25 protein-coding genes and 2 tRNA genes are annotated in these 20,860 nt (G+C 65.1%); 14 read left to right on the top strand and 13 right to left on the bottom strand.

Going from position 1 to position 20,860, the window contains the following annotated elements; genetic code table 11:
* Nucleotides 1–32 precede the first annotated feature (32 nt).
* Nucleotides 33–1,061 carry a glycosyltransferase family 4 protein gene (locus tag ABIE58_RS01120; RefSeq protein WP_354542827.1) on the top strand — a complete coding sequence of 343 codons (1,029 nt, stop codon included), beginning with the start codon at nucleotides 33–35 and terminating at the stop codon, nucleotides 1,059–1,061.
* 173 nt (nucleotides 1,062–1,234) lie between these two features.
* Here the strand turns inward: ABIE58_RS01120 and coaD are convergent, their stop codons facing one another.
* From coaD to ABIE58_RS01105, 3 genes are all read right to left on the bottom strand, one after another.
* Nucleotides 1,235–1,726 carry a pantetheine-phosphate adenylyltransferase gene (coaD, locus tag ABIE58_RS01115; protein ID WP_354542826.1) on the bottom strand — a complete coding sequence of 164 codons (492 nt, stop codon included), beginning with the start codon at nucleotides 1,724–1,726 and terminating at the stop codon, nucleotides 1,235–1,237.
* Nucleotides 1,727–1,790: 64 nt separating this feature from the next.
* Complete coding sequence (locus ABIE58_RS01110; RefSeq protein WP_354542825.1) at nucleotides 1,791–2,225, bottom strand: CBS domain-containing protein; 435 nt, start codon at nucleotides 2,223–2,225, stop codon at nucleotides 1,791–1,793.
* Between the two features lie 60 nt (nucleotides 2,226–2,285).
* A complete protein-coding gene (locus ABIE58_RS01105; RefSeq protein ID WP_354542824.1) occupies nucleotides 2,286–3,182 on the bottom strand; it encodes a LysR family transcriptional regulator in 897 nt (298 codons plus the stop codon).
* A gap of 112 nt (nucleotides 3,183–3,294) precedes the next feature.
* Between ABIE58_RS01105 and ABIE58_RS01100 the strand changes: the two genes are divergently transcribed.
* The gene (locus ABIE58_RS01100; RefSeq protein ID WP_354542823.1) at nucleotides 3,295–4,794 is read left to right on the top strand and encodes a CoA-acylating methylmalonate-semialdehyde dehydrogenase; all 1,500 of its coding nucleotides are present in this window, start codon (nucleotides 3,295–3,297) and stop codon (nucleotides 4,792–4,794) included.
* A 140-nt stretch (nucleotides 4,795–4,934) separates the two neighbouring features.
* Nucleotides 4,935–6,068: a carboxylate-amine ligase gene (locus ABIE58_RS01095; protein ID WP_354542822.1), complete on the top strand. Its 1,134-nt coding sequence runs from the start codon at nucleotides 4,935–4,937 to the stop codon at nucleotides 6,066–6,068.
* 604 nt (nucleotides 6,069–6,672) lie between these two features.
* Here the strand turns inward: ABIE58_RS01095 and ABIE58_RS01090 are convergent.
* The 4 genes from ABIE58_RS01090 to ABIE58_RS01075 form a co-directional block, all read right to left on the bottom strand.
* Nucleotides 6,673–7,542 carry a ParB N-terminal domain-containing protein gene (locus ABIE58_RS01090; protein ID WP_354542821.1) on the bottom strand — a complete coding sequence of 290 codons (870 nt, stop codon included), beginning with the start codon at nucleotides 7,540–7,542 and terminating at the stop codon, nucleotides 6,673–6,675.
* Between the two features lie 230 nt (nucleotides 7,543–7,772).
* Entirely contained in the window at nucleotides 7,773–8,408 is a 636-nt protein-coding gene (locus ABIE58_RS01085; protein ID WP_354542820.1) for a recombinase family protein, read from the bottom strand.
* 316 nt (nucleotides 8,409–8,724) lie between these two features.
* Nucleotides 8,725–10,089 (bottom strand): site-specific integrase, encoded by a 1,365-nt coding sequence (locus tag ABIE58_RS01080; RefSeq protein ID WP_354542819.1) that lies wholly within the window; start codon nucleotides 10,087–10,089, stop codon nucleotides 8,725–8,727.
* 107 nt (nucleotides 10,090–10,196) lie between these two features.
* Nucleotides 10,197–10,272: transfer RNA gene (locus ABIE58_RS01075), tRNA-Thr, on the bottom strand.
* Between the two features lie 124 nt (nucleotides 10,273–10,396).
* Between ABIE58_RS01075 and ABIE58_RS01070 the strand changes: the two genes are divergently transcribed.
* A complete protein-coding gene (locus tag ABIE58_RS01070; protein WP_354542818.1) occupies nucleotides 10,397–11,272 on the top strand; it encodes a hypothetical protein in 876 nt (291 codons plus the stop codon).
* Nucleotides 11,273–11,278: 6 nt separating this feature from the next.
* Here ABIE58_RS01070 and ABIE58_RS01065 read toward each other — a convergent pair whose 3' ends face one another.
* Nucleotides 11,279–11,731, bottom strand: coding sequence for a GNAT family N-acetyltransferase (locus ABIE58_RS01065; RefSeq protein WP_354542817.1), 453 nt, complete (start codon nucleotides 11,729–11,731; stop codon nucleotides 11,279–11,281).
* Nucleotides 11,732–12,044: 313 nt separating this feature from the next.
* Here ABIE58_RS01065 and ihfB point away from each other — a divergent pair, with 313 nt between their 5' ends.
* The 4 genes from ihfB to ABIE58_RS01045 all read left to right on the top strand — a co-directional run bounded on the left by ihfB (nucleotide 12,045) and on the right by ABIE58_RS01045 (nucleotide 13,571).
* On the top strand, nucleotides 12,045–12,362 hold the full coding sequence (ihfB, locus tag ABIE58_RS01060; protein WP_354542816.1) for an integration host factor subunit beta: 318 nt from the start codon (nucleotides 12,045–12,047) through the stop codon (nucleotides 12,360–12,362).
* A 3-nt stretch (nucleotides 12,363–12,365) separates the two neighbouring features.
* Nucleotides 12,366–12,716, top strand: coding sequence for a LapA family protein (locus ABIE58_RS01055; protein WP_354542815.1), 351 nt, complete (start codon nucleotides 12,366–12,368; stop codon nucleotides 12,714–12,716).
* Between the two features lie 6 nt (nucleotides 12,717–12,722).
* Nucleotides 12,723–13,370 (top strand): phosphoribosylanthranilate isomerase, encoded by a 648-nt coding sequence (locus ABIE58_RS01050; RefSeq protein ID WP_354542814.1) that lies wholly within the window; start codon nucleotides 12,723–12,725, stop codon nucleotides 13,368–13,370.
* 127 nt (nucleotides 13,371–13,497) lie between these two features.
* Nucleotides 13,498–13,571, top strand: a tRNA-Cys gene (locus ABIE58_RS01045).
* Between the two features lie 71 nt (nucleotides 13,572–13,642).
* Here the strand turns inward: ABIE58_RS01045 and ABIE58_RS01040 are convergent.
* The 3 genes from ABIE58_RS01040 to ABIE58_RS01030 form a co-directional block, all read right to left on the bottom strand.
* Complete coding sequence (locus ABIE58_RS01040; RefSeq protein WP_354542813.1) at nucleotides 13,643–14,608, bottom strand: DUF3179 domain-containing protein; 966 nt, start codon at nucleotides 14,606–14,608, stop codon at nucleotides 13,643–13,645.
* Between the two features lie 274 nt (nucleotides 14,609–14,882).
* The gene (locus ABIE58_RS01035) at nucleotides 14,883–15,431 is read right to left on the bottom strand and encodes a peptidylprolyl isomerase (protein WP_354542812.1); all 549 of its coding nucleotides are present in this window, start codon (nucleotides 15,429–15,431) and stop codon (nucleotides 14,883–14,885) included.
* Nucleotides 15,424–15,930 (bottom strand): peptidylprolyl isomerase, encoded by a 507-nt coding sequence (locus tag ABIE58_RS01030; protein ID WP_354542811.1) that lies wholly within the window; start codon nucleotides 15,928–15,930, stop codon nucleotides 15,424–15,426. Before ABIE58_RS01030 ends, ABIE58_RS01035 begins: the two co-directional genes overlap by 8 nt.
* Before the next feature lie 127 nt (nucleotides 15,931–16,057).
* Between ABIE58_RS01030 and ABIE58_RS01025 the strand changes: the two genes are divergently transcribed.
* From ABIE58_RS01025 to ABIE58_RS01000, 6 genes are all read left to right on the top strand, one after another.
* A complete protein-coding gene (locus tag ABIE58_RS01025; RefSeq protein WP_354542926.1) occupies nucleotides 16,058–17,248 on the top strand; it encodes a phosphoglycerate kinase in 1,191 nt (396 codons plus the stop codon).
* A gap of 89 nt (nucleotides 17,249–17,337) precedes the next feature.
* Nucleotides 17,338–17,907 (top strand): type III secretion system chaperone, encoded by a 570-nt coding sequence (locus tag ABIE58_RS01020; RefSeq protein ID WP_354542810.1) that lies wholly within the window; start codon nucleotides 17,338–17,340, stop codon nucleotides 17,905–17,907.
* A gap of 67 nt (nucleotides 17,908–17,974) precedes the next feature.
* Entirely contained in the window at nucleotides 17,975–18,211 is a 237-nt protein-coding gene (locus tag ABIE58_RS01015; RefSeq protein WP_354542809.1) for a BolA family protein, read from the top strand.
* Nucleotides 18,211–18,456 carry a hypothetical protein gene (locus ABIE58_RS01010; protein WP_354542808.1) on the top strand — a complete coding sequence of 82 codons (246 nt, stop codon included), beginning with the start codon at nucleotides 18,211–18,213 and terminating at the stop codon, nucleotides 18,454–18,456. The genes ABIE58_RS01015 and ABIE58_RS01010 overlap by 1 nt, the downstream gene beginning before the upstream one ends.
* Nucleotides 18,453–18,815: a Grx4 family monothiol glutaredoxin gene (gene grxD / locus ABIE58_RS01005; protein ID WP_354542807.1), complete on the top strand. Its 363-nt coding sequence runs from the start codon at nucleotides 18,453–18,455 to the stop codon at nucleotides 18,813–18,815. The genes ABIE58_RS01010 and grxD overlap by 4 nt, the downstream gene beginning before the upstream one ends.
* A 34-nt stretch (nucleotides 18,816–18,849) precedes the next feature.
* Nucleotides 18,850–19,086, top strand: a complete 237-nt coding sequence (locus ABIE58_RS01000) for a hypothetical protein (RefSeq protein ID WP_354542806.1) — start codon at nucleotides 18,850–18,852, stop codon at nucleotides 19,084–19,086.
* A gap of 38 nt (nucleotides 19,087–19,124) precedes the next feature.
* On the opposite strand, the gene ABIE58_RS00995 is transcribed toward ABIE58_RS01000, so the two are convergent.
* Nucleotides 19,125–19,664, bottom strand: coding sequence for a GIY-YIG nuclease family protein (locus ABIE58_RS00995; RefSeq protein WP_354542805.1), 540 nt, complete (start codon nucleotides 19,662–19,664; stop codon nucleotides 19,125–19,127).
* Nucleotides 19,661–20,806, bottom strand: coding sequence for a DNA cytosine methyltransferase (locus ABIE58_RS00990; protein ID WP_354542804.1), 1,146 nt, complete (start codon nucleotides 20,804–20,806; stop codon nucleotides 19,661–19,663). Before ABIE58_RS00990 ends, ABIE58_RS00995 begins: the two co-directional genes overlap by 4 nt.
* Between the last annotated feature and the right edge of the window lie 54 nt (nucleotides 20,807–20,860).

The raw sequence follows: 20,860 nt of genomic DNA, 5'->3' as shown, positions 1-20,860 counted from the left end.
ATCTTGCCAGAAATATCCAGATCCCGCCGCCCATGACCGAGCTCATCGTCACCAATTTCAACCGCAACTTCACCGGTGTCTCGGCCACGGCGGCGGGCGTGGTGCGGGTGCAGGCGGGGCGCTATGACATGGCGCTTGCGGATGTCGCCCTGCCCGGCTGCCCCGCACCGGTCAGCCGTGCCGCAGCGCGGCAGCTATCGCGCGCGCCCGCGCCGGGGCGGCCCTTCGTGATCTGGCATGTGCGCCGCAACCCCGAGATGCGCGCCGCGCTCTGGGCGCGCGACGTGTTGCGGCTGCCGGTGCGGATCGTCTTTACCTCCGCCGCGCAGCGCCGCCATTCGGCTTGGCCGCGCTGGCTCATATCAAGGATGGATGCGGTGATCGCCACCACGGATGCGGCGGCGGGTTACGTGCCGCATGTCCGCGCGGTGGTGCCGCACGGGGTGGATTGCGACCGCTTCGCCCCCGCCCCCGACCGCGCGGCGGCGTGGCGCGCCTCGGGCTATCCCGGCGCGCGGGGCATTGCCACCATCGGGCGCATCCGCCCGGAAAAGGGCACCGACCGCTTCGTGGCGGCGATGATCGCGGCGCTGCCGCGCCACCCCGACACCACCGCGCTGCTGATCGGGCGCGCAGGCCCCGCCGACCGCGCGTTTCTCGACCGGCTCAAGGCGCAGGTGGCGGCGGCGGGGCTGTCGGAGCGGCTGCTATTCGTGGGCGAGATCGGCGCGGACGCGCTCTGCGCGCTGATGCCCGCGCTGAGCCTCATCGTGCAACTGCCGCGCTACGAGGGCTATGGCATGGTGCCGCTCGAAGGCATGGCGAGCGGCGTGCCCTTCGTGGCGACCGATGCCGGGCATTATGCCGAGTTCTCGAACGGGGGGCGCGCCGGGGTGGTCACCAGGGAGGCGGCGGGCGCGGTCTCGGCGCTGCTGGATGATGCGGGGCGTCTTGACGCGATGGCGCGCGCGGCCCGCGCGGTGGCGGTAGAGCGCTACAGCGTCACCCGCGAGGCAGACGGCATCGGCGCGGTCTACGAGGCGCTGTGGTCGGGGCGATAGGCGCGGGGCTGCTGGAACAGATCGTCGGCAATCCCGAAAACCCGCTGGTGATGCTGGCCTGAGGTGGGGCGGGGTTTGGGTGTGGAGGGGACGTTCGCCTGCTACCCCCGCGCGGCTCATCACCTGGGGCGAAGGGCGGCAACACAGACCCATATCAACCGCCCCCCCCTCTTTCAGGCGAATTTCCCGGCCAGCGCCACCCGCACCGGGGGCGTAACGAAACGCGTCACATCGCCGCCGAGCCGCGCGATTTCCTTGACCAGTTTCGACGCGATCGCCTGGTGGCCGGCATCGGCCATCAGGAACACCGTCTCCACCGTGTTGTCGAGCGCGCGATTCATGCCGACCATCTGGAATTCATATTCGAAATCCGCCACCGCGCGCAGCCCGCGCACGATGAGCTGCGCGCCCACGTCATGCGCGCAGTGGATGAGCAGGTTGTCAAACGGATGCGCGACGATCTCGGTGCCGGTCTCCTCGGTGAGCGCCACGCATTCCGCCTCGATCATCGCCACGCGCTCCTCCAGCGAGAAAAGCGGCCCCTTGTCGCGGTTAATCGCCACGCCGATCACGAGGCGATCGACCAGCACGGCGGCGCGGCGGATGATGTCGATATGGCCCAGCGTGATCGGGTCGAACGTGCCGGGATAAAGGGCGATGCGCATCGGGCCACTCCGTTGTTGCAATGCCGCGCCACGCAACAATACTGCGCGCGCGGATGCAAGCCCCTCAGTGGCCCATGATCATCCCTTCCAGCGCGCTTTTCTCCATCGACAGCTCTTCCAGCCGCGCCTTGACCACGTCGCCGATGGTCACGATGCCGACAAGGCGGCCCTCCTCCACCACCGGCATATGGCGGAACCGGCCATCGGTCATGCGCGTCAGCACCGCGTCAGATGTGTCCTGCCGCGTGCAGCAAACCGGGTTGCGCGTCATCATCTCGCTCACCGTCTCGGACAGGCAGCCCGCGCCGCGCACCGCCAGCGCCCGCACGATATCGCGCTCCGACAGGATGCCATCGGGCCGCTCGCCGTCCGAGGACACAACCACGCCGCCGATCCGCCGCTCTGCGAGAATACTGGCCACCTCCGACACACGCGTTGCGGGTTTGACGGTGATCACGCCGCTATCGCCCTTCGATTTCAGAATCTGCTGAACGAGCATTCGATGACCCTCCGAAATTAAATTCCAGTAACGCCAGCGTGAGCTACAATAAAATTTCTGTCAAGTCGCGCCTTCAAGCCGTGCCACCTCGGCGCGCAGCCCCTCAACCAGAGCTGCGGCGAAGCGCGTCTGCCGCTCCAGCCGCCGGTCATCGGCATGACGCACGAGATAGAAGCTGCGGGTGAGCGAGAACTGATCCGCCAGCACCCGCTGCCCCCGCCGCAGCCACGGCAGCGAGAAATCATGAAGCACCCCGATGCCCGCCCCCCGCGCCACGAGGTTGAGCTGCACCGACACCGAATTGGACGCGAGATGCACCCGCGCGATCCCCGCCTCGCTGAGGTAATCCAACTCGCGGTCAAAGATCATGTCGGGGATATAGCCGACGATGCGGTGGTCGCGCAGGTCTTCCAATTTCACGATCGGCGGATGCGCGCGCAGATAGACGCGCGAGGCCGCCAGATGCAGGTGGTAATCGGCGATCTTCTGCACCGAAAGCCGCCCGGCCGTGGGCGGGCTGACCGCGATCACCATATCCGCCTCGCGCCGGGTCAGGTTGAAGACGCGCGGTAGCGCGACGATCTGGATATCGAGATCGGGGTTTTCGGCGGCGATCCCCGCGCAGACCTGCGGCAGCACGAAATTGGCGCAGCCATCTGGCGCGCCGACGCGGATCTGCCCCGAGAGGCCCCCCGCCTGCCCGGCCATGTCCCCGGCTGCCGCCTCCATCGCCTGTTCGGCGCGGATCGCGTGGGGCATGAGCCGCGCGCCCGCCTCGCTCAGCGCATAGCCCAAGGGCGATTTGGCGAAAAGCGGCGCGCCCAGCGTCTCTTCGAGCCGGGCCACGCGGCGGCCCACGGTGGCCGGGTCGATCCGCAGCGCGCGCCCTGCGCCCGACAGGCTCTCGGCGCGCGCCACCGCCAGAAAGATGCGCAAATCGTCCCAATGCGGCATCATCTGCCTTGCCCCCTTTGCATTAATGCAAATCCATATTGGAATCTTGCCTCTTTTCTCATGAGTTTTGCAAGACTACCCTCAGCACAACGCGCATTTTCAGGAGGAGATGACTATGCAAGAGCTGACCCATTACATCAACGGCACCCATGTCAAAGGCACATCGGGGCGCTTCTCGGACGTGTTCAACCCCGCCACCGGCGAGGTGCAGGCGCGCTGCCCGCTGGCCAGCCCGGAGGAAATGGCGCAGGCCGTGGCCGCAGCGCAGGCCGCACAGCCCGCATGGGCCGCCATAAACCCGCAGCGCCGCGCGCGCGTAATGATGGAATATGTGCGGCTGCTCAACCGCGACATGGACAAGCTGGCCGAGGCGCTCTCGCGCGAGCATGGCAAGACCTTCCCCGACGCCAAGGGCGATGTGCAGCGCGGGCTTGAGGTGGTCGAATACTGCATCGGCGCGCCGCAACTGCTCAAGGGCGAGTTCACCGATGGCGCGGGCCCCGGTATCGACATCTATTCCATGCGCCAGCCGCTTGGCGTTTGTGCGGGCATCACGCCGTTCAATTTCCCGGCGATGATCCCGATGTGGATGTTCGCGCCTGCGCTGGCCTGCGGCAACGCCTTCATCCTGAAACCGTCCGAGCGTGACCCCTCGGTGCCGCTGATGCTGGCCGAGTTGATGGAAGAGGCGGGCCTGCCCAAGGGCGTGCTTCAGGTCGTCAACGGCGACAAGGTGGCGGTGGATGCGATCCTCGATGATGAGGTGATCCAGTCGATCGGCTTTGTCGGCTCCACCCCCATTGCCGAATATATCTACGGGCGCGGATGTTCCAACGGCAAGCGGGTGCAATGCTTTGGCGGCGCGAAGAACCACATGATCGTCATGCCCGATGCCGATATGGATCAGGCCGCCGATGCCCTGATCGGTGCAGGTTACGGGGCGGCGGGCGAGCGCTGCATGGCGATTTCCGTGGCCGTGCCGGTGGGCGATGAGACCGCCGACCGCCTGATCGAGAAGCTGGTGCCGCGCATCGAGAAGCTGAAAGTTGGCCCCTACACCGCTGGCAATGACGTGGATTACGGCCCCGTCGTGACGGCGGAGGCCAAGCAACGCATCCTCGGCCTGGTGGAATCCGGCATCGCGCAGGGTGCCGAACTGGTCGTCGACGGGCGCGATTTCAAATTGCAGGGCTACGAAGATGGCTTTTTCGTCGGGGCGCACCTCTTTGACCGCGTGACGCCGGATATGGACATCTACAAGCAGGAGATTTTCGGGCCGGTCCTGTCCACAGTGCGCGCGGGCAGCTACGAGGAGGCCGTGAAACTGGCGATGGACCACGAATACGGCAACGGCACCGCGATCTTTACCCGCGACGGTGACGCCGCGCGCGATTTCGCCGCGCGCATCAACGTGGGCATGGTCGGCATCAACGTGCCAATTCCGGTGCCGCTCGCCTATCACACCTTCGGCGGCTGGAAGAAATCGGGCTTTGGCGATCTCAACCAGCACGGGCCGGACGCGTTCAAGTTCTACACCCGCACCAAGACCGTGACGGCGCGCTGGCCCTCGGGGATCAAGGAAGGCGGCGAGTTCAACTTCAAGGCGATGGACTGATCGCAGAGGCCGGGAAACGGGGGGCCAGCCCCCCGTAACCCCCCGGAGTATTTCCACCAAGAAGACGCAGCGCCGAATTTATGCTTGGCGCTGCGGCCTGCGCGGTGTTTGCTGGGGGGATGTGACAGCGGAGGCCCGGCATGGCGATCACCCACCCCGAGTTCACCATCGGCATCGAGGAGGAATACCTTCTCGTCGATCTCGACAGCCTCGCGCTTGCCCCCGCACCCGAGGCGCTGATGCAGGCCTGTGCTCAGGATCTGCAAGGGCAGGTCAGCCCGGAATTCCTCAACTGCCAGATCGAGATCGGCAGCCGCGTCTGCCACACCATTGCCGAGGCGCGCGACGACCTGAAGCGCCTGCGCAGCACCGTGGCGCGCCACGCCCGCGCCCATAACCTCGCCCCCATCGCCGCCTCGTGCCACCCGTTCGCCGATTGGCGCAACCAGACCCATACCGACAAAGAGCGCTACAACGCGCTCGATCACGATCTGGCCGGGGTGGTGCGGCGGATGCTGATCTGCGGGATGCATGTCCATGTCGGGATCGAGCCGCCCGACCGGCGCATCGACCTGATGAACCAGCTTGGCTATTTCCTGCCGCATCTTCTGGCACTCAGCGCCTCGTCGCCGTTCTGGCAGGGCCACGATACCGGGCTGGCGAGCTATCGGCTCACCGTCTTTGACAACCTGCCGCGCACCGGCCTGCCACCCCGGATGGAGAGTTTCGGCAGTTTCGAGCGCTCGGTGCAGGTGCTGGTGGATATGGGCGTGATCGAGGATGCCAGCAAGATCTGGTGGGATTTGCGGCCCTCGTCGCGCTTTCCCACGCTGGAATCGCGCATCTGCGACGTGCAGCCCCGGCTCGAGGATGCGCTGACGCTGGCGGCGCTGACGCAGGCGCTGGCGCGGATGCTGTGGCGGCTGGCCATTCGCAACCAGCGCTGGCGCATCTACGATGCCTTTCTCGTCAGCGAGAACCGCTGGCGCGCGCAGCGCTATGGCACATCCGAGGGGCTGATTGACCTTGGCCGCGGCGAGATCGTGCCGATGGCGGAACTGGCGGCGGAAATCGTCGATCTGGTGGCCGAGGATGCCGAATTCTTCTCATCCCTGCCAGAGGTGGCCCGCATCCGCGACATGGTCGAGACCGGCACCAGCGCCGAGCGACAGCGCGCCGTGTGCGACACCGCGCGCGCCGGGGGCGCGGATGACGAAGCCGCGCTGCGCGCCGTCGTCCGCCACCTGATCGAGGAATACCACGCCGACCTGTAAGCCAATACAGCCGTTTTCCGGCGATCACGAAGGACGGGGTGACAAAACCGTAGGACCGTCTTGCGGCTCCCCGGTCAATCCCGGTGAGGATTTTGGTGCCGCGTGAGGGGGTGTCCCCGTATCCTTGCCCTTTGATTTCAAAGGCATAATACAGGCCCCGTGCCGGATTGTGTAGGGAAATGTGGATACAGCCTCTCGCCGCCCCGTGGCGGGCTGGCCTTGGGGGCGGCATCGCCGACACCGCCCCCTCGGGACCTCACAAGGCCCGCTTGCGCCTCCGCTCTGCGATCCAAAGGGTTGCCCCTAGGCGGGCCACCCACCCCTCGTAATGGGCGCTTTCGATCTTGATCAGGGACAGCTTGCGCTCACCTGCGATCAGCGGGGAATACTGGATAGAAAGTCGATACATGGGCCGTTCCTTTCGGGTCACGCTGAAAGGGGGCCTTCGGGATCATCCCACAAGTGGGAAAACCCTTTTCCTCCCATCACTTACACGGCATCTTCCCGGCTAGCAAGGGGGCTTTCCGCCTCCCCAATTGGGTGCCCAAAGCTTTGGGGGTAGCTGGGCAGGTTCCCGGCAAGGTCAGTGAAGCATCATCATCATTCAGAAACCCACATCAATGTCCCCCTCAAGGCCCCCTGCGTCTTCGCTATCGACTTCCAACAAGAGTGCCCGACCCGCTCCATCAAGGGCAGCCCAAAAGGCTTCCGTTTGGATCAAGTTGGAAGGCAGTTCGGGTGAAATGATTTCTAACGCCCGTGCCAACGCCTCGGGGCTTTTCGCCATTCTCTGCCCGCCCAGCATTCTCCCAAGTTTCGTCGCCCATTCCCGCGCCTGTGTCTCGATCATATCGGGGTGAAACTCGCGGCGATCCTCACCCCTGTCACGCCGCCGCGCCCAGTCCCATCCCCGGTCTATTAGGGTCCCCTGAGGGATGCGCCTAGCTCGCTCGCGCTCAAATACGCCCCGCATGATGGAGATTTGACTTTTGCTGGTGCCCGACCATGCCGCTTGATCCTTGATCGAGCCGGTGCCGCAACAAACCAAACGCCACGCCGCCTCCCCCCGCTCCTCACGAGTGATCGCGACTTTCTCGCGGGCGTTGATGAGGGATGCTGCGCCAATGGCCTCCTCAAGGGACATTGCGGGGTGCGCCTTCACGGCCACCTTGCGGCTTTCGCCGCCGCGCTCCTGTGCCAGCTTGTGGGCTGCTAGGCGGTGGTGTCCGTCTATCACAATCCATCGCTTACCGCTCCACCAGAGGTGTATCGGCTCATCAAGGCATGGGGCCGAAACGTTCCCCGCGATCTCCGCGACCCGCTCCATGTCCAGCCCATCCGCCCTCACTTGAAAGACCGCCGGTTCTATCGCGATTTCTCTCAGGTGAAGGCGTTCGGGTGTCCTGTTGGGCGGTTGAGGGTTGGCCGCCTTTTCCAATCTGAGCCTGTCAAGTGTTGCGCTGGGCGTCTCCATGTCGGGTCCTTCCAAGGTTGCTTTTGAGGGGGCCGGTATGGCTTACCTTCAATAGGGCAACCCAGCCCCCGGCCATCCCCCGGCCTCCCCGCCCCGGCAATCGTCCGACACAGATATAGGCACACAGGGCCACAGAGACGCCCGCAGGCTTCCACCTTGCGCTGGGCTACCCTCCCTGCCCACGGCGTTATCGGCCCTGTGCGGCCCCCTACAGCCCCCGTGGTGGCCTCTTACATCCCCCAGCGTGCCAGTGCCGCCTCTGCTGATGCCGGATCGGCCTTGATCCGCAGGACCGTCTGCCGGGACACGCCCACCGCCTTGGCGATCTCGGATGTGCCTGCCCCCACCGCGAGCATGTCCTGCACCACCCCGAGGCCCTCGCGATCATAGGTGGGCTTCTTGCCCCGATAGCGTTGCCCATCGGCCTTGGCGGCTTCAATCCCCGCCTTCTGGGCCTCCTTGGTGGCCTCTGCCTGCGCCTGTGCGGTCGCGGCCATGAACGCTATCAGGGCGTCCCTCACGGCCTCCTGCATGGGGTCTTTGGTGGCCCCGTCAAAGGTAAGACCGTTGATCACCGTCTTGATCACGACCCCTTGCCGCATGAAATGGCGGATGGTGTCCGTCACGTCCTGATAGTTGCGCCCCAGCCGGTCCACCCAGCGCACCAAGAGCGTATCCCCGCGCCGCAGCTTGTCGAAAAGCCGCCGCCCCTCTGGCCTCTCCGCAAGGGGGACGGCCACGCCTGACACCCCGTGATCCGCGATCACCTCGTCAACGGTGAAGCCCGCCGCCCGCGCCTGTGTGATCTGGTGGTCAAGGTGCTGGTCAACGGTCGATACGCGGGCGTAGAAGATGGTCTGTGTCATGGTGGCCTCTCAGGGTGTCCGTTTGGGTTATGTCCCCTGATGGGCATGTCCGTTGATTAAAGTCAACCCCTACGGACACCCTTTCGGTCACTTTCCAAGTGTCCTTTGGGCTATACCCTAACGGACAAAACAAAAGCACCCCCCCTGCCGTGATCAAAGGTGGCCACCATCATCATCATCCACAGGCAAAGACCCCGAGGCGCTGGGCCGCTCTGCCCCCCGTGGCCTCTCTCCGCACCGGGACGGGCATGGGGGGAAGTCCGCGCCCACGTCTGTAGCGGGGTAGGGTTTCAGAAGTTCGGCCCCAAAAATGTCGCTAAGCTTCCCCATCGCCCCCCGTCCCTCTGTAGCCCCTGAGGGCCTTCTCTAGCGCCTCTTGCTTGCGTTGAAGCGATACAGGCCCCCCGTAGTATGCCGCCTCTCCACCCGCGTAGGCGTGCCCCTGAATGGCCTGTTGGGTATCGGGGTAAATCTCCGCCGCCCTGAGCCTGTCTTTCATGTTGTGACGCAGGCTGTAGGTGACGTGCTTGGGGTTCTTGGTCAGCTTGCGGACCCTGCGGTTCAGGGCTTTCGATAGGTCATCCATCCCGCCATCGCCATAGAACCTCGGGAATAGCTGCGCCTTGGGGTCGTTCACCCCCTTGACCAGCCTTTGGACCACCTTAAGAGCCTCCCCCACCAGCGGCACAGTGCGGGTAGACCATGAAGTTTTCAGTGACCTATCCGCCCGCTCATGGATTATGGCGTGGGGGTGTGCGTGGTCCAAGACGACCTCGCCCGCCAAGAGTTGCCGTATCTCGGACGGCCTCGCCCCGGTGAAGTCCAGTAGCGTCCAGATTTGCAAAAGGTCCCTGTGGCTCTTGTCGAGGGCCTCATAGACCCCGCTGATTACCTCGGGGGGCAACGCCTCGCGCTCCGCTTGGCGGCTATTGGTTACCTTTGGCATCCCCAGTTCCCGGAACGGATTATCTCCGCCCGCGTCCAGTTCCTTCTGCGCCAGCCCGATCACCGCACTAAGGTCGTTTTTCTCGCGCTTCACCGTCGTCACCGCCACCCCCGTCTTAAGCCGCCTGTCGCGCCATGTGCGGGCGTCCTGTCGGGTCAGTTCCGCCACCTGCTTATCGCCGCCCACCGCCTCAATAAGCCTCCGCTCCGCCCTCCGAAGCCGCTGCACCAGCTTCTTGTGCTTCTCGGGTTGGGGGTGGTCCTTCTCTTCGAGATAGAACCGGAAGGCGTCCGTTATGGTGGGCTGGGGGGCTTCTTTGGGCACGCCCACCGTCAGCGCCCCCGCAATCGCGGCATCGCGCTCCGGCACCCCCTCATATTCCCCTGTGCGCGGGTCTTGGTATGGGGCCACCAGCTTGTCCGCTGCCTCTCCCCGCCACGTCCGCTCGTTGTCGTCCCGTCCGGGGCCGTGGGGGTCTGCATCCCATTCCAGTAGCAGCGCCTTGAGCCGGTCCTGTTCTTCCCGTGGGCTTAGGCCCGCGACGCCGCCCCGCCCCAGCGCGATCATGTGCTCAACCCGCTGGTGATAGTTGCCATAGTTGGCAAGCGCCTCCGCCTCTGTGTGCCCAACTGTCTTTATGAATTCAGTTTTCATGACCAGCCCCTTGAGACCCTTCGGCACCCGGCGGCGGTAGACGTAATGCCCATTCCGCGCATCTATCTTGACGTGTTTCACTGAAAAGCTCCGCATATCCTCATCTCCGCGTGTATACGGGTGTGGATACGTGGGCACAATCCTCCGCATTAAAACCGTTTAATATCAGCTTATTAGAGGGATAATTGTGGTGCCGCGTGAGGGAATCGAACCCCCGACCTTCGCTTTACAAGAGCGCTGCTCTACCAGCTGAGCTAACGCGGCATTGCGACGCTCCATAATCGCAATCGCGCGGTCGGGCAAGCGGCGCGGGGGTTACGATTGCGGTTTTCCTCCGCCGCAAAGCGCCTATAGTGGCGCAAACTCCCGTGAGAGGCAGAGGCGAGGAATGCAGGTCGTTATCCATGCAGGCGCACATATGACCGACGAGGACAGGCTCATCGCCTGTTTGCGTGACAATGCCGAGGCGCTGGCCCCGCGCGGCACCCATGTGCCAGAGCCCGAGAGTTATCGGCGGCTCCTGCGCGACCTGATGCGTACCGCGCAAAAGACTGCCTTGCCCGAAAACGCCCGCGACACGGTAATGGCCGCCACCGGCACGCCGGAAGACACCGCGCGGCTGGTGCTCGACAATCACGGCTTTTTCGGCACGCCCAAGATGTCCATCGGCGGCGCGCGCTTCTACCCGGCGGCAGAGGCGCGGCTGGCCTGTCTCGACGAGATATTCGCGCCCGACGGGATCGGGCTTTTCATCGGGCTGCGCAACCCGGCGACGCTGTTGCCCGCGCTCTTGCCCGATACGCCGTTTTCCACGGTGACGGAGCTCTTGCGCGGCGACGATCCGGTGCATCTGCGCTGGTCCGAGATGATCGCGCGCATCCGCACCGCCCTGCCCGATATCCCGGTCACGGTGTGGTGCAACGAGGATACGCCGCTGATCTGGTCGCAGATCCTGCGCGCGATGGCCGGGGTCGAGGACGGCGTGCCGCTCGCGGGCGAATTCGCGCTGTTGTCCGAGATCATGACACCGGCGGGATACCAGCGGTTCACCGTCTATATGCAGGGCCGCCCCGGCCTGACCGAGGCGCAGAAGGCCCGCGTGGTGGCGGCGTTTCTCGACAAGTTCGCCGACGAGGCGGCAATCGAGGAAGAGTTGGACGTGCCGGAATGGGACGCGGGCATGATCGCCACGCTGAGCGCGCTCTATGACGAGGATGTGGCCGAGATCGCGCAGATGGACGGGGTGCGCCTGATCCAGCCCTGAACGGCGTTACCGGCGCAGCGCGAGACGCAAGGTCAGCCGATCATCGCAAGCGGCAAAATGCTGGCGCGAAAGCAGCGAGCGGGCGCGTGCATCGTCGCGCCCGATCTCGATATCGAGCGCGCAGAGCCCCGCCCCCGCCAATGCGCGCGGCAGGCTGCCCAGCACCTCGGCACCGATGCCGCGACCGCGCACGGCGCGGCGGATATGCATTTCCTCGATGCGCCCGGTCAGCCCGCCCGCCGCCAGCGACCAGCCAAAGGACAGCGCTACATAGCCGATGGGCGCGCGCGGAGGGCCGATGAGATAGACCGCGCCGTGGGGCGTGCCGTCAAGCAGGGGGGCAAGCGCGGCGCGCATGGCTGCCGCCTCTGCCGCCTGCCCCGCCTCGGCGCGGCGCGCGGCCACCATCGGCAACAGCCGGTCGAGATCATCGGCGCGCGCAAGCGTCAGCGCCGTCATGGCTGCGCCGCCATGCCACCCTGCCGCGGGGCCTTGATGTCGCCCGTGCCGATCTCGATCTCGACTGTCATGCCCGTCACCGCCCCCTGTCCCGGCTGAGGCGCGCACCATGAGGGGCGGGCAGGCAAATGTCCATCGCCTGCCCCCCGAATCACGCCCGCCCCCGGTGCCGCCCCGGCGGCCCACAGTCGCAGCGCGCCGCCCGCGAGCGGCGGTCAAAGCACTGGGGACGTGAATTTTTAAGCCTTATCCGCCGGTTGGCGGTGGCTTTCTGTTTGGGTTTCGCGGCAATCTGTCTATAGTCGGTCCAAAGGTGAGGGCCAAACTTCAACCTCGGGGGGGGATACCGATGATCCGATCGGAACTGATCCAGAAGATCGCCGACGACAATCCGCATCTTGTTCACCGCGATGTGGAGCGGATCGTGAACACGATCTTCAACGAAATCACCGACGCGCTTGCCGGCGGCAACCGGGTGGAATTGCGCGGCTTCGGCGCGTTCTCGGTGAAAAAACGCGACGCGCGTATCGGGCGCAACCCGCGCACCGGCGAAAGCGTCGAGGTCGAGGAAAAACACGTCCCGTTTTTCAAGACCGGCAAGCTTTTGCGCGACCGGCTGAACGGCAAGTAAGTCATGAAATATATCCGCTACGTCTCCATCGCCATTTTCGCGCTCGCGCTGGTGCTGATCGCGCTGGCCAATCGCGGCACGGTCACGCTTCGGGTGCTGCCTGACGAGCTTGCAGGGTTTGCCGCGCTCAACCCGACCTATGATCTTCCGCTCTTCGTGGTGATCTTCGGCGGGATTCTCGCCGGTCTTGTCGTCGGTTTTGTCTGGGAGTGGATTCGCGAGGCGGGCGAACGCATCGCCGCCGCGCGCCAGGCGCGCGAGCTGGCCAGCCTGCGCGCCGAAGTGGCGCGCCTCAAGAAGCGCGACACCCGCGAGAGCGACGAGGTGCTGGCGCTTCTCGACGAGGCAAGCTGAGCGGTCATGCCCCGCGACATCCGCGTAAAGATTTGCGGCCTCACCGAGGCGCGCGACGTGGCCGCCGCCGTGGCGGCGGGCGCTGCCTATGTGGGATTCGTCTTTTTCGAGAGATCGCCGCGCCATGTCGGGATCAAGGCGGCGCGCGCGCTGGCCATCGAGGTGCCGCCGGGCGTGGCCAAGGTGGCGCTGACGGTGGATGCTGAGGATGCGGCGCTCGATGCGCTCTGCGCCGCCGTGCCGCTCGACATGCTGCAACTGCACGGGGACGAAAGCCCGGAACGGGTGGCGCAGGTCAAGGCGCGATATGGCCTGCCGGTGATGAAGGCCATCGGCGTGGCAGGTGCGGGGGATCTTGCGGCCATCGACGCCTATGCTGGCGTGGCCGATCAACTGCTCATCGACGCCAAGCCGCCGCCCGGTGCCACCCGCCCCGGCGGCAATGCGCTGGCCTTTGACTGGCGGCTGATCGAGGGGCGCGACTGGCCCTTGCCGTGGCTGTTGGCGGGCGGATTGACGCCCGAGAACGTGGCGCAGGCGGTGGCGCGCACCGGCGCGCGGCAGGTGGATGTGTCCTCGGGGGTGGAGGCGGCGCCGGGTCAGAAGGATGCCGCGCGCATCCGCGCCTTCATCGAGGCCGCCCGCGCGGGCTGAGCCGAGAAAGCCCCGCCGCTGCGGGGAAGATGCGGGATTCTGCCCTTGCGAACAGAACGGAACGGAAATAGAAATTGCGTCAGGCGGTGTGGCAGACGACCACGACACACGGCCAAGCACTTGAAAAGGCGAGTTGGCGGAGTGGTTACGCAGCGGATTGCAAATCCGTGTACAGGAGTTCGATTCTCCTACTCGCCTCCATCAAACACCAAGCCGTTCCATAAGACCAACCGCCCCGCGATCACCTGTGACCGAGGGTCGGCTAAGACGCTTTATCGCAGCATCCAGGTGCCCTCGGGCCAGAATGCGTGAAAGGCGAAGGCGAACATCACGTCATGGGCCACGTCGCGCCCCTGCGCGTCGCGCACCCGCACGCTGCCCACGTCGCGGCCGCGTGAGATGGTGCCGTGATCCATCGCCGAGGCCTGCCCGCGCTCCCACGAGATGCGCAGGCCCGCCTCGCTCACGCCGCCCTCGGCCCTAATCCGCGTAAGCGGCCAGGCCCGGTTGCCCACCCGCACCACGCGCGCCACCGGCGATATGCCATGCGGCGGGTTCTCGCCGCGATAGAGAAACGGGCGCTCGTTGGTGTCATAGCCGACATAGGGATTGCGCCCGTAGGCGCGATCAAAGGACGGCTCTGCCATGACCAGGCCCTGCGGGTTGCGCGCGCGAAACTGATCCCAGCTTTCCATCCAGCTTGGCAATTGCCGCAGTTTCACCCCGGTCATCGCGCCGACGATGCCCTGCCCCACCGCCTGCTGCCACCAGCTTTGGGTCTGGCGGTCATACATCACCATATCGGAATGGCGCAGCTTGCCCGAGACGCCAAAGCTTAGCACCCGGCCCTGCACCCGCCGGTCAAAGGTGATGCCGGAATTGCACAGCGGGCAATAGGTGACGGCCAGCGGGATACCGCCCACGCGGTCATTCACGATCTCATGCCAGATGAGATAGCGGAGCGGGTAGGCGCGCGGGGTCTCGCCCTCGATCTCGACGGTGATGACCGGCTCGCTGCCGTTGATGCCGCGCTTGTCCCCGGCGCGCAGGAAGCGCGGATTGTCGATCGCCGGGATGCCGTCCTTGGGCGGGCCGCCCGACATGATCTCGGACCAGTCGGTGATGGTGGTCCTGGTGAAATCCGTGTCGGGCCATTCGTGCCGCCACGCGGCCGGATTGGCATGGGCCAGCCCGGCCAGAAGCAGGACAGCGGCCAGAAGGCTCAGGAAGCGGGTCATGTGCGGCACCTCGTCGCGCGGGAAAGAATGCCGCGATCATGCCTGCCGCGGTGACGCGGAGCCAGCCCATCCCACGCGAATGTGAGCGCGCGTCAGCACCTTTTGGCCTCTGAGAGCGCGCGATTGCAGAGCCGGTCGCGCAGGGGCCGGCGCATCGCGCGCATCAACTCGCCCGCCAGATCATCGCCCGCGTCCAAGTCGCACCACCGCGCCCTCCCGCGCCCACGGCCCTCAGGCCAGCGGGCGCGGCATGATCTCGGGCGCGGCGCTCATGTCACTTGGTGACGCGCACGGCGGTCATCGTGTCAGGCGTGCCCACGACCGCGCCATTGGGGCCGCGCCCGCGCTTGATCTTGTCCACGATCTCCATGCCGCCGGTGACGCGCCCCACGGCGGTATAGCTGCCGTCGAGATGCGGGGCCGGGGCGAACATGATGAAGAATTGCGAATTGGCGCTGTCGGGGTCATTACTCCGGGCCATGCCGATCACGCCGCGCTCGAACGACACATCGGAAAATTCTGCCCTAAGGTTGGGCCGGGTGCTGCCACCGCTGCCCGCGCGGCGCATATCGCCACCCGAGCGCCCGAATTCGACATCGCCGGTCTGCGCCATGAAGCCCTCGATCACGCGGTGGAACACCACCCCGTCATAGGCCCCTTCGGCGGCAAGCGCGGTGATCTGTTCGACATGATTGGGGGCGACATCCTCGAACAGGTCAACCGTGATGGTGCCGTTGGCGACGCCCTTCACGTCGATTTCGAGGCCTGTGGCAAGGGCGGGGCCGCAGGCCAGCAGCCCGACGGCAAGAGCCAGCTTACGCATCGGCAGCCACCTTGACGCTGATCATGCGATCAGGATTCGCGGGCGGCTCGCCTCGGGTGATGGCATCGACATGCTCCATCCCCGCAATCACGCGGCCATAGACGGTGTATTGCCCGTTGAGGAAATGGTTGTCGCCGAAATTAATGAAGAATTGCGAATTAGCGGAATTGGGGTTCTGGCTGCGCGCCGCGCCGAGCGTGCCGCGATCATGCGGGATCTTGGAGAACTCGGCCTTGAGATCGGGCAGATCGCTGCCGCCGGTGCCCGCGCGGCGGGGGTTGTAGTCCTTTTCCATGTTGGCGTGTTCCACGTCGCCGGTCTGTGCCATGAAGCCGTCGATTACCCGGTGAAAGGCGACGTTGTCATAGGCCCCGGCGCGGGCAAGCTCCTTCATCCGCGCGCAATGATCCGGCGCGATCTTGGGCATAAGCTCGATGGTGACAGTGCCATCCTTCAATTCGATCAGGATGGTGTTCTCGGGGTCGGTGATCTCGGCCATTTGGTGCTCCTGGTTGCGGTTTCCCACAGGTCTAGGGGGAACCGGCGCGATTGCCAAGGGTGGGCGGTTGACGGCGCGGGGACTGCGCGCCATGACAGGCACGGAGTTGCATGAGGAGGCCGCCGCGATGGGCTGGAAGACGCTGGACGACATGGACCTTAAGGGCAAGCGCGTGCTGGTGCGCGTGGATATCAACGTGCCGGTCGAGAACGGCGCGGTCACCGATGCCACAAGGATCGAGCGGATCAAGCCCACCATCGACGACATTCTGGCGCGCGGCGGCAAGCCGATGCTCTTCGCGCATTTCGACCGGCCCAAGGGCAAGGTGGTGCCGTCCATGTCGCTGCGCGTGACGGTGCCCGCGCTGGAAAAGGCGCTGGGCCGCAAGCTGCGGCTGATCGAGACGCTGGAGGGGGCCGAGAACCTCACCGAGGAGGCCCGCGCCGCCGATGTTCTGCTCTTGGAAAACATCCGCTTTCACCCCGGCGAAGAGGCCAACGACCCCGAGTTCGCCGCCCGCCTCGCGGCGCTTGGCGATGTCTATTGCAACGATGCCTTCTCGGCGGCGCACCGCGCGCATGCCTCGACCACGGCGCTGGCGCATCTGCTGCCCGCCTGCGCAGGCCGCCTGATGCAGGCGGAATTACAGGCGCTGGAGGCCGCGCTTGGCACCCCCGCCCGCCCGGTGGTGGCGGTGGTGGGCGGGGCCAAGGTGTCGACCAAGCTCGACCTGTTGGGCAACCTTGTGGAGAAGGTGGATACGCTGGTGATCGGCGGCGGCATGGCCAACACGTTTCTCGCCGCGATGGGGCTCGATGTTGGCCGGTCGCTTTGCGAGCACGAGATGGCCGCCACCGCGCGCGAGATCATGCTCAAGGCGGGTGCCGCGGGTTGCGCGATCCTTTTGCCCGCCGATGTGGTGGTGGCGCGCGAGTTTGCCGAAGGCGCGGCGCATGAGGTGGTGGGGGCCCATGCCTGCCCGCCCGACGCGATGATCCTCGACGCGGGGCCAAGGGCGGTGGCGCGCATCACCGAGGTGCTCGATCAGGCGAAAACGCTGATCTGGAACGGGCCGCTCGGCGCGTTCGAGATCGCGCCCTTTGACGCCGCCACCAACGCCGCCGCACAGCACGCCGCGCGGCTCTCGCGCGCGGGGCGGCTCATCTCGGTAGCGGGCGGCGGCGATACCGTGGCCGCGCTCAACCGCGCCGGGGCGGCGCAGGATTTCACCTATATCTCCACCGCCGGTGGCGCGTTCCTCGAATGGATGGAGGGCAAGGACCTGCCCGGCGTCGCCGCCCTCAAGGGCGCGGGATAAGGGCACGCGCGGTCACGTTTCAGCGAGCGCCGTGGCGCGCTGCGCTGCCCTGTGGCAGGCTGACGGCACCCAGAACGGAAAGACACGCCATGCCCCGCCTGCCCCTCTGCCTGCCCTTCTGCGCAGCACTTGCGCTGCTGCCCCTCGCCGCCCTCGCCCAAGAGGCCGCGCCCGAAGGCGAGACCATACCGCAAACCGCGCCCGAGCCGGATATGACGCTCGAGCGGCTCGACGCGATCATCCGCGCACTCGACCCCGAGGCGCAGGGCAACGGCGCGGTCTGGCAGCTTTCCGTGGGCGAGGTGCAGGTTCTCATCGTCACCGACAAGACCGCCGACCGGATGCGCGCCATGACCCCGGTCGCGCGCAGCGCCGATGTCACGCCCGAACAACTGACCCGCATGATGCAGGCCAATTTCGATTCGGCCCTCGATGCCCGCTACGCCATCGCCCGCGATGTGCTCTGGTCGGCCTATATCCACCCGCTTTCGCCGCTGAAAAAGGATCAGCTCATCTCCGGGATCGGCCAGGTGGTCAACCTCGCGCAAAGCTTTGGCACGCTCTATTCCTCGGGCGCGATGCAATATGGCGGCGGCGATAGCGGCGCGCTGCAACGCGCGCTCATCGACGAATTGCTCAAGAAGGGCGAGGAAATCTGAGCCTCCCTTGCGAACGCCACCCACGCGGTTTACATCTGCCCCAGATGACACAACCGGAGATATGCCGATGGCCCTTCTCGCTTCCGATCTCGAGGCGCTCATCCGCGAGGCGCTGCCCAATGCGCGCATCACCGTCGAGGGCGATGACGGCGTGCATTTCGCAGCCGAGGTCATCGACGAAAGCTTTCGCGGCATGAACCGCGTTCAGCAGCAACGCGCCGTCTATGCCGCGCTCAAGGGCCGGATGGACGGGCCGGACGGGGCGATTCACGCGCTCGCGCTGACCACCAAGGCCCCCGGCTGATGTCGGGCGGGGCGATCATCGCGGCGCTGTCGGGCCTTGTGCTTCTGCTCGCCGGGCTGCGCGCCGCGCAATCGCTGCGCGAGGACCGCACCACCGGGCGCGGCACCGAGCCGGGAGAGGGCGACAGCGTGATCTCGTCCTTCTATTCCTCCGGCGTGAGCGGCGGGCAGTCGATGAGCTACCGCATCTCGCGCGATCCGCAAACCTACGCCAAAATCTTCATTCCGAAGGACCGCAGCAAATGACCGACGCCAAGACCCGCATCACCGAGACCGTGACCGCCAACCCCGTGGTGCTCTTCATGAAGGGCACCAAGGACATGCCGCAATGCGGCTTTTCCAGCCGCGTGGCCGGCGTGCTCAATTTCATGGGCGTCGATTTCGCCGATGTGAACGTGCTCGCCGACGAGGACATCCGCCAGGGCATCAAGGACTATTCCGATTGGCCCACCATCCCGCAACTCTACGTCAAGGGCGAATTCGTGGGCGGCTGCGACATCATCACCGAGATGACGCTTTCGGGCGAGCTTGACCAGCTTTTCGAGCAGAACGGCGTGAGCTATGACAAGGCCGCCGCCGAAAAGATCCGCGAAGCCAACGCATGATCGGCGGGCGGCCTCTCAAGCAAAGGGGCAGCCGGTGACATCACACCCGCTCGCCCTGCTGCTGCTCACGCCTTTCGTGGCGGTGTTTGCCTATGCCGCATGGCACGAATGGCACCGCGCCCGCGAGGACGGGCACAGCAATTACGGCCTCGCTTACGATCCCGAGACAGACACCACCCATGTGACGCTGCTCGACGAGGGCGAGGCCGGATATGATCCCGAAACCGACAGCCCCGAGGCTGGGGCTGACGAGACAGACACCAAGACATAGGAGCGGGGGCGTTTGGCGGTTTGATGTATCGCAGACCGCTACAGAAAGGTTTGGTGATACCTCACAAGCCGTTCGAAATGAGCATCCAAAGAACGTTTGAGATGTCCTGCGTCCTTTACGTTCAGAATATAATCCACCAGCAGATTGTATTGCATGATCTGGCGCGGCAATCGCAACGCGGGGTCTTGGCGATTGATGCGCTCACCCTCCTCAATGACCTGCACAATTTGCTTTTTCGGCACATCAACCCGGTGTTCCGGCACCGCCATTGCCTTGCCGTTCATCAGCCTGACACATGAGTCGAACTCGTTGAAAAGATGGGCTTCCAATCGGATGATATCGGTCACATCCCGAACGGGCCATGCCCAGACATAAGCGATTTCCCAAACATCGACCTGTCGATTGGCAATCACATCCGACCTTGCCGAGGTCAGATGACGGCGAACACGGGTCCGGATTCCGTCAACGGATTGCCCGACATAGATCGGAACGCCATCCAGATCGCAAAGCGCGTAGACACCGATTTCATCGGTCAATGCCTTGAGCGATTCGCTCCGGAAAGACTGAACGTCGCTCACGCGACCGCCCTTTCCGCTGCGATTTTGAGAAGAATCGGTTGAAAGAGATGCTCGTCGAGATGCTTCACGATGGGAACAACCACGCCATCACCCGCAATCCGGTAGGCATCGTTGTAACGCTCAGGCATCCGATAAGACGCAGGCAGCCCCATGAGGCGGGAAACCTCGCGTCGCGACAACAGGCGCGCTTCGATCTTGTCGCCGCGAACAATCAGGATCGTTTGCCGGGATGACCCTCCCGCCGGTGTTCGCAAACATCCCGCGACACCGTCAAATCGCACCTCCGCCCGTTGACGCACGCGGCCTGCATCATCGGGGCGCCCTCTTTTGTAGAGCGTTCCCACGGCGGTCTGGCCTTCCGCCTTCGCCGCAGCAATGCGCGCAAGGCTCGGGGCCGACATCATCGAAAGCAACCGCGCGATCTGCTCGTCAGACAACCACGCTGTATCCGGATCAGCGTCCAGAATGGTCGACAACCTTTCCGCTGACGACGCAGGAGGCGGAAGGCGAAACCACAACCAGTTCTCTCTTATTAACGGGCTGGACCCGTCGTGAAACCGGCGCAGGCGTGTCGAGCAAAACACGCCATCCGCTTGTGGCTGACAAAGATCAGCCACGTTCAGTTCCCCACGCACCGCGATCACGAACAGGCGCGGTCGGCTTTGCGGAACGAAATGACAGGCGTCTATCTCGAGTGCCCCGACCTTGTAGCCAAGCGATATGAACGACATCAGGATGTGATCGAGGTCTTTGCCTGCATGACGCGACAACAGGCCCGTGACGTTTTCAAACGCAATCAGTCGTGGTGCGAACCCGGCCATCGCCGCGACACGCACCTTCTCGAACCACGGGTTAAAGACACCGCTGCGCGTGCCGCCAAGACCCAGGCCCTTGCCGGCAAGGCTGAAATCCTGACACGGGCTTGACGCCCAATAAAGATCAATGGGCTGTTTCAACACATCCGGGTCGAGCGCCGCCACATCCCCCTCGACAAGCCCGGTGCTGGACCAGTTATCGCGGTAGACACGGCATTTCATCGCATCAATGTCATTGGCGAGGGCGCAGTGCCAACCCGCGTCAAGTGCTGCGCGCACCATTCCGCCGCCACAGAAGAACTCGGCATATCTAGGAGGATGATCCATCTCGCACGCCATATCTATGTTTACGAGGTGGATAATACCCTGTCGAGCCTAAAC

The organism is Roseovarius sp. MBR-78, assembly GCF_040547535.1.
Lineage (GTDB): Bacteria > Pseudomonadota > Alphaproteobacteria > Rhodobacterales > Rhodobacteraceae > Roseovarius.
The sequence above is the reverse complement of the archived record's forward strand: the minus strand, read 5'-3'. Positions and strand labels throughout refer to the sequence as shown.

Coding starts and splice junctions, on each gene's coding strand:
- ABIE58_RS01120 (WP_354542827.1), top strand. CDS start 33: ATGACCGAGCTCATCGTCACCAATTTCAACCGCAACTTCACCGGTGTC.
- coaD (WP_354542826.1), bottom strand. CDS start 1,726: ATGCGCATCGCCCTTTATCCCGGCACGTTCGACCCGATCACGCTGGGC.
- ABIE58_RS01110 (WP_354542825.1), bottom strand. CDS start 2,225: ATGCTCGTTCAGCAGATTCTGAAATCGAAGGGCGATAGCGGCGTGATC.
- ABIE58_RS01105 (WP_354542824.1), bottom strand. CDS start 3,182: ATGATGCCGCATTGGGACGATTTGCGCATCTTTCTGGCGGTGGCGCGC.
- ABIE58_RS01100 (WP_354542823.1), top strand. CDS start 3,295: ATGCAAGAGCTGACCCATTACATCAACGGCACCCATGTCAAAGGCACA.
- ABIE58_RS01095 (WP_354542822.1), top strand. CDS start 4,935: ATGGCGATCACCCACCCCGAGTTCACCATCGGCATCGAGGAGGAATAC.
- ABIE58_RS01090 (WP_354542821.1), bottom strand. CDS start 7,542: ATGGAGACGCCCAGCGCAACACTTGACAGGCTCAGATTGGAAAAGGCG.
- ABIE58_RS01085 (WP_354542820.1), bottom strand. CDS start 8,408: ATGACACAGACCATCTTCTACGCCCGCGTATCGACCGTTGACCAGCAC.
- ABIE58_RS01070 (WP_354542818.1), top strand. CDS start 10,397: ATGCAGGTCGTTATCCATGCAGGCGCACATATGACCGACGAGGACAGG.
- ABIE58_RS01065 (WP_354542817.1), bottom strand. CDS start 11,731: ATGACGGCGCTGACGCTTGCGCGCGCCGATGATCTCGACCGGCTGTTG.
- ABIE58_RS01055 (WP_354542815.1), top strand. CDS start 12,366: ATGAAATATATCCGCTACGTCTCCATCGCCATTTTCGCGCTCGCGCTG.
- ABIE58_RS01050 (WP_354542814.1), top strand. CDS start 12,723: ATGCCCCGCGACATCCGCGTAAAGATTTGCGGCCTCACCGAGGCGCGC.
- ABIE58_RS01040 (WP_354542813.1), bottom strand. CDS start 14,608: ATGACCCGCTTCCTGAGCCTTCTGGCCGCTGTCCTGCTTCTGGCCGGG.
- ABIE58_RS01035 (WP_354542812.1), bottom strand. CDS start 15,431: ATGCGTAAGCTGGCTCTTGCCGTCGGGCTGCTGGCCTGCGGCCCCGCC.
- ABIE58_RS01030 (WP_354542811.1), bottom strand. CDS start 15,930: ATGGCCGAGATCACCGACCCCGAGAACACCATCCTGATCGAATTGAAG.
- ABIE58_RS01025 (WP_354542926.1), top strand. CDS start 16,058: ATGGGCTGGAAGACGCTGGACGACATGGACCTTAAGGGCAAGCGCGTG.
- ABIE58_RS01020 (WP_354542810.1), top strand. CDS start 17,338: ATGCCCCGCCTGCCCCTCTGCCTGCCCTTCTGCGCAGCACTTGCGCTG.
- ABIE58_RS01015 (WP_354542809.1), top strand. CDS start 17,975: ATGGCCCTTCTCGCTTCCGATCTCGAGGCGCTCATCCGCGAGGCGCTG.
- ABIE58_RS01010 (WP_354542808.1), top strand. CDS start 18,211: ATGTCGGGCGGGGCGATCATCGCGGCGCTGTCGGGCCTTGTGCTTCTG.
- grxD (WP_354542807.1), top strand. CDS start 18,453: ATGACCGACGCCAAGACCCGCATCACCGAGACCGTGACCGCCAACCCC.
- ABIE58_RS00990 (WP_354542804.1), bottom strand. CDS start 20,806: ATGGATCATCCTCCTAGATATGCCGAGTTCTTCTGTGGCGGCGGAATG.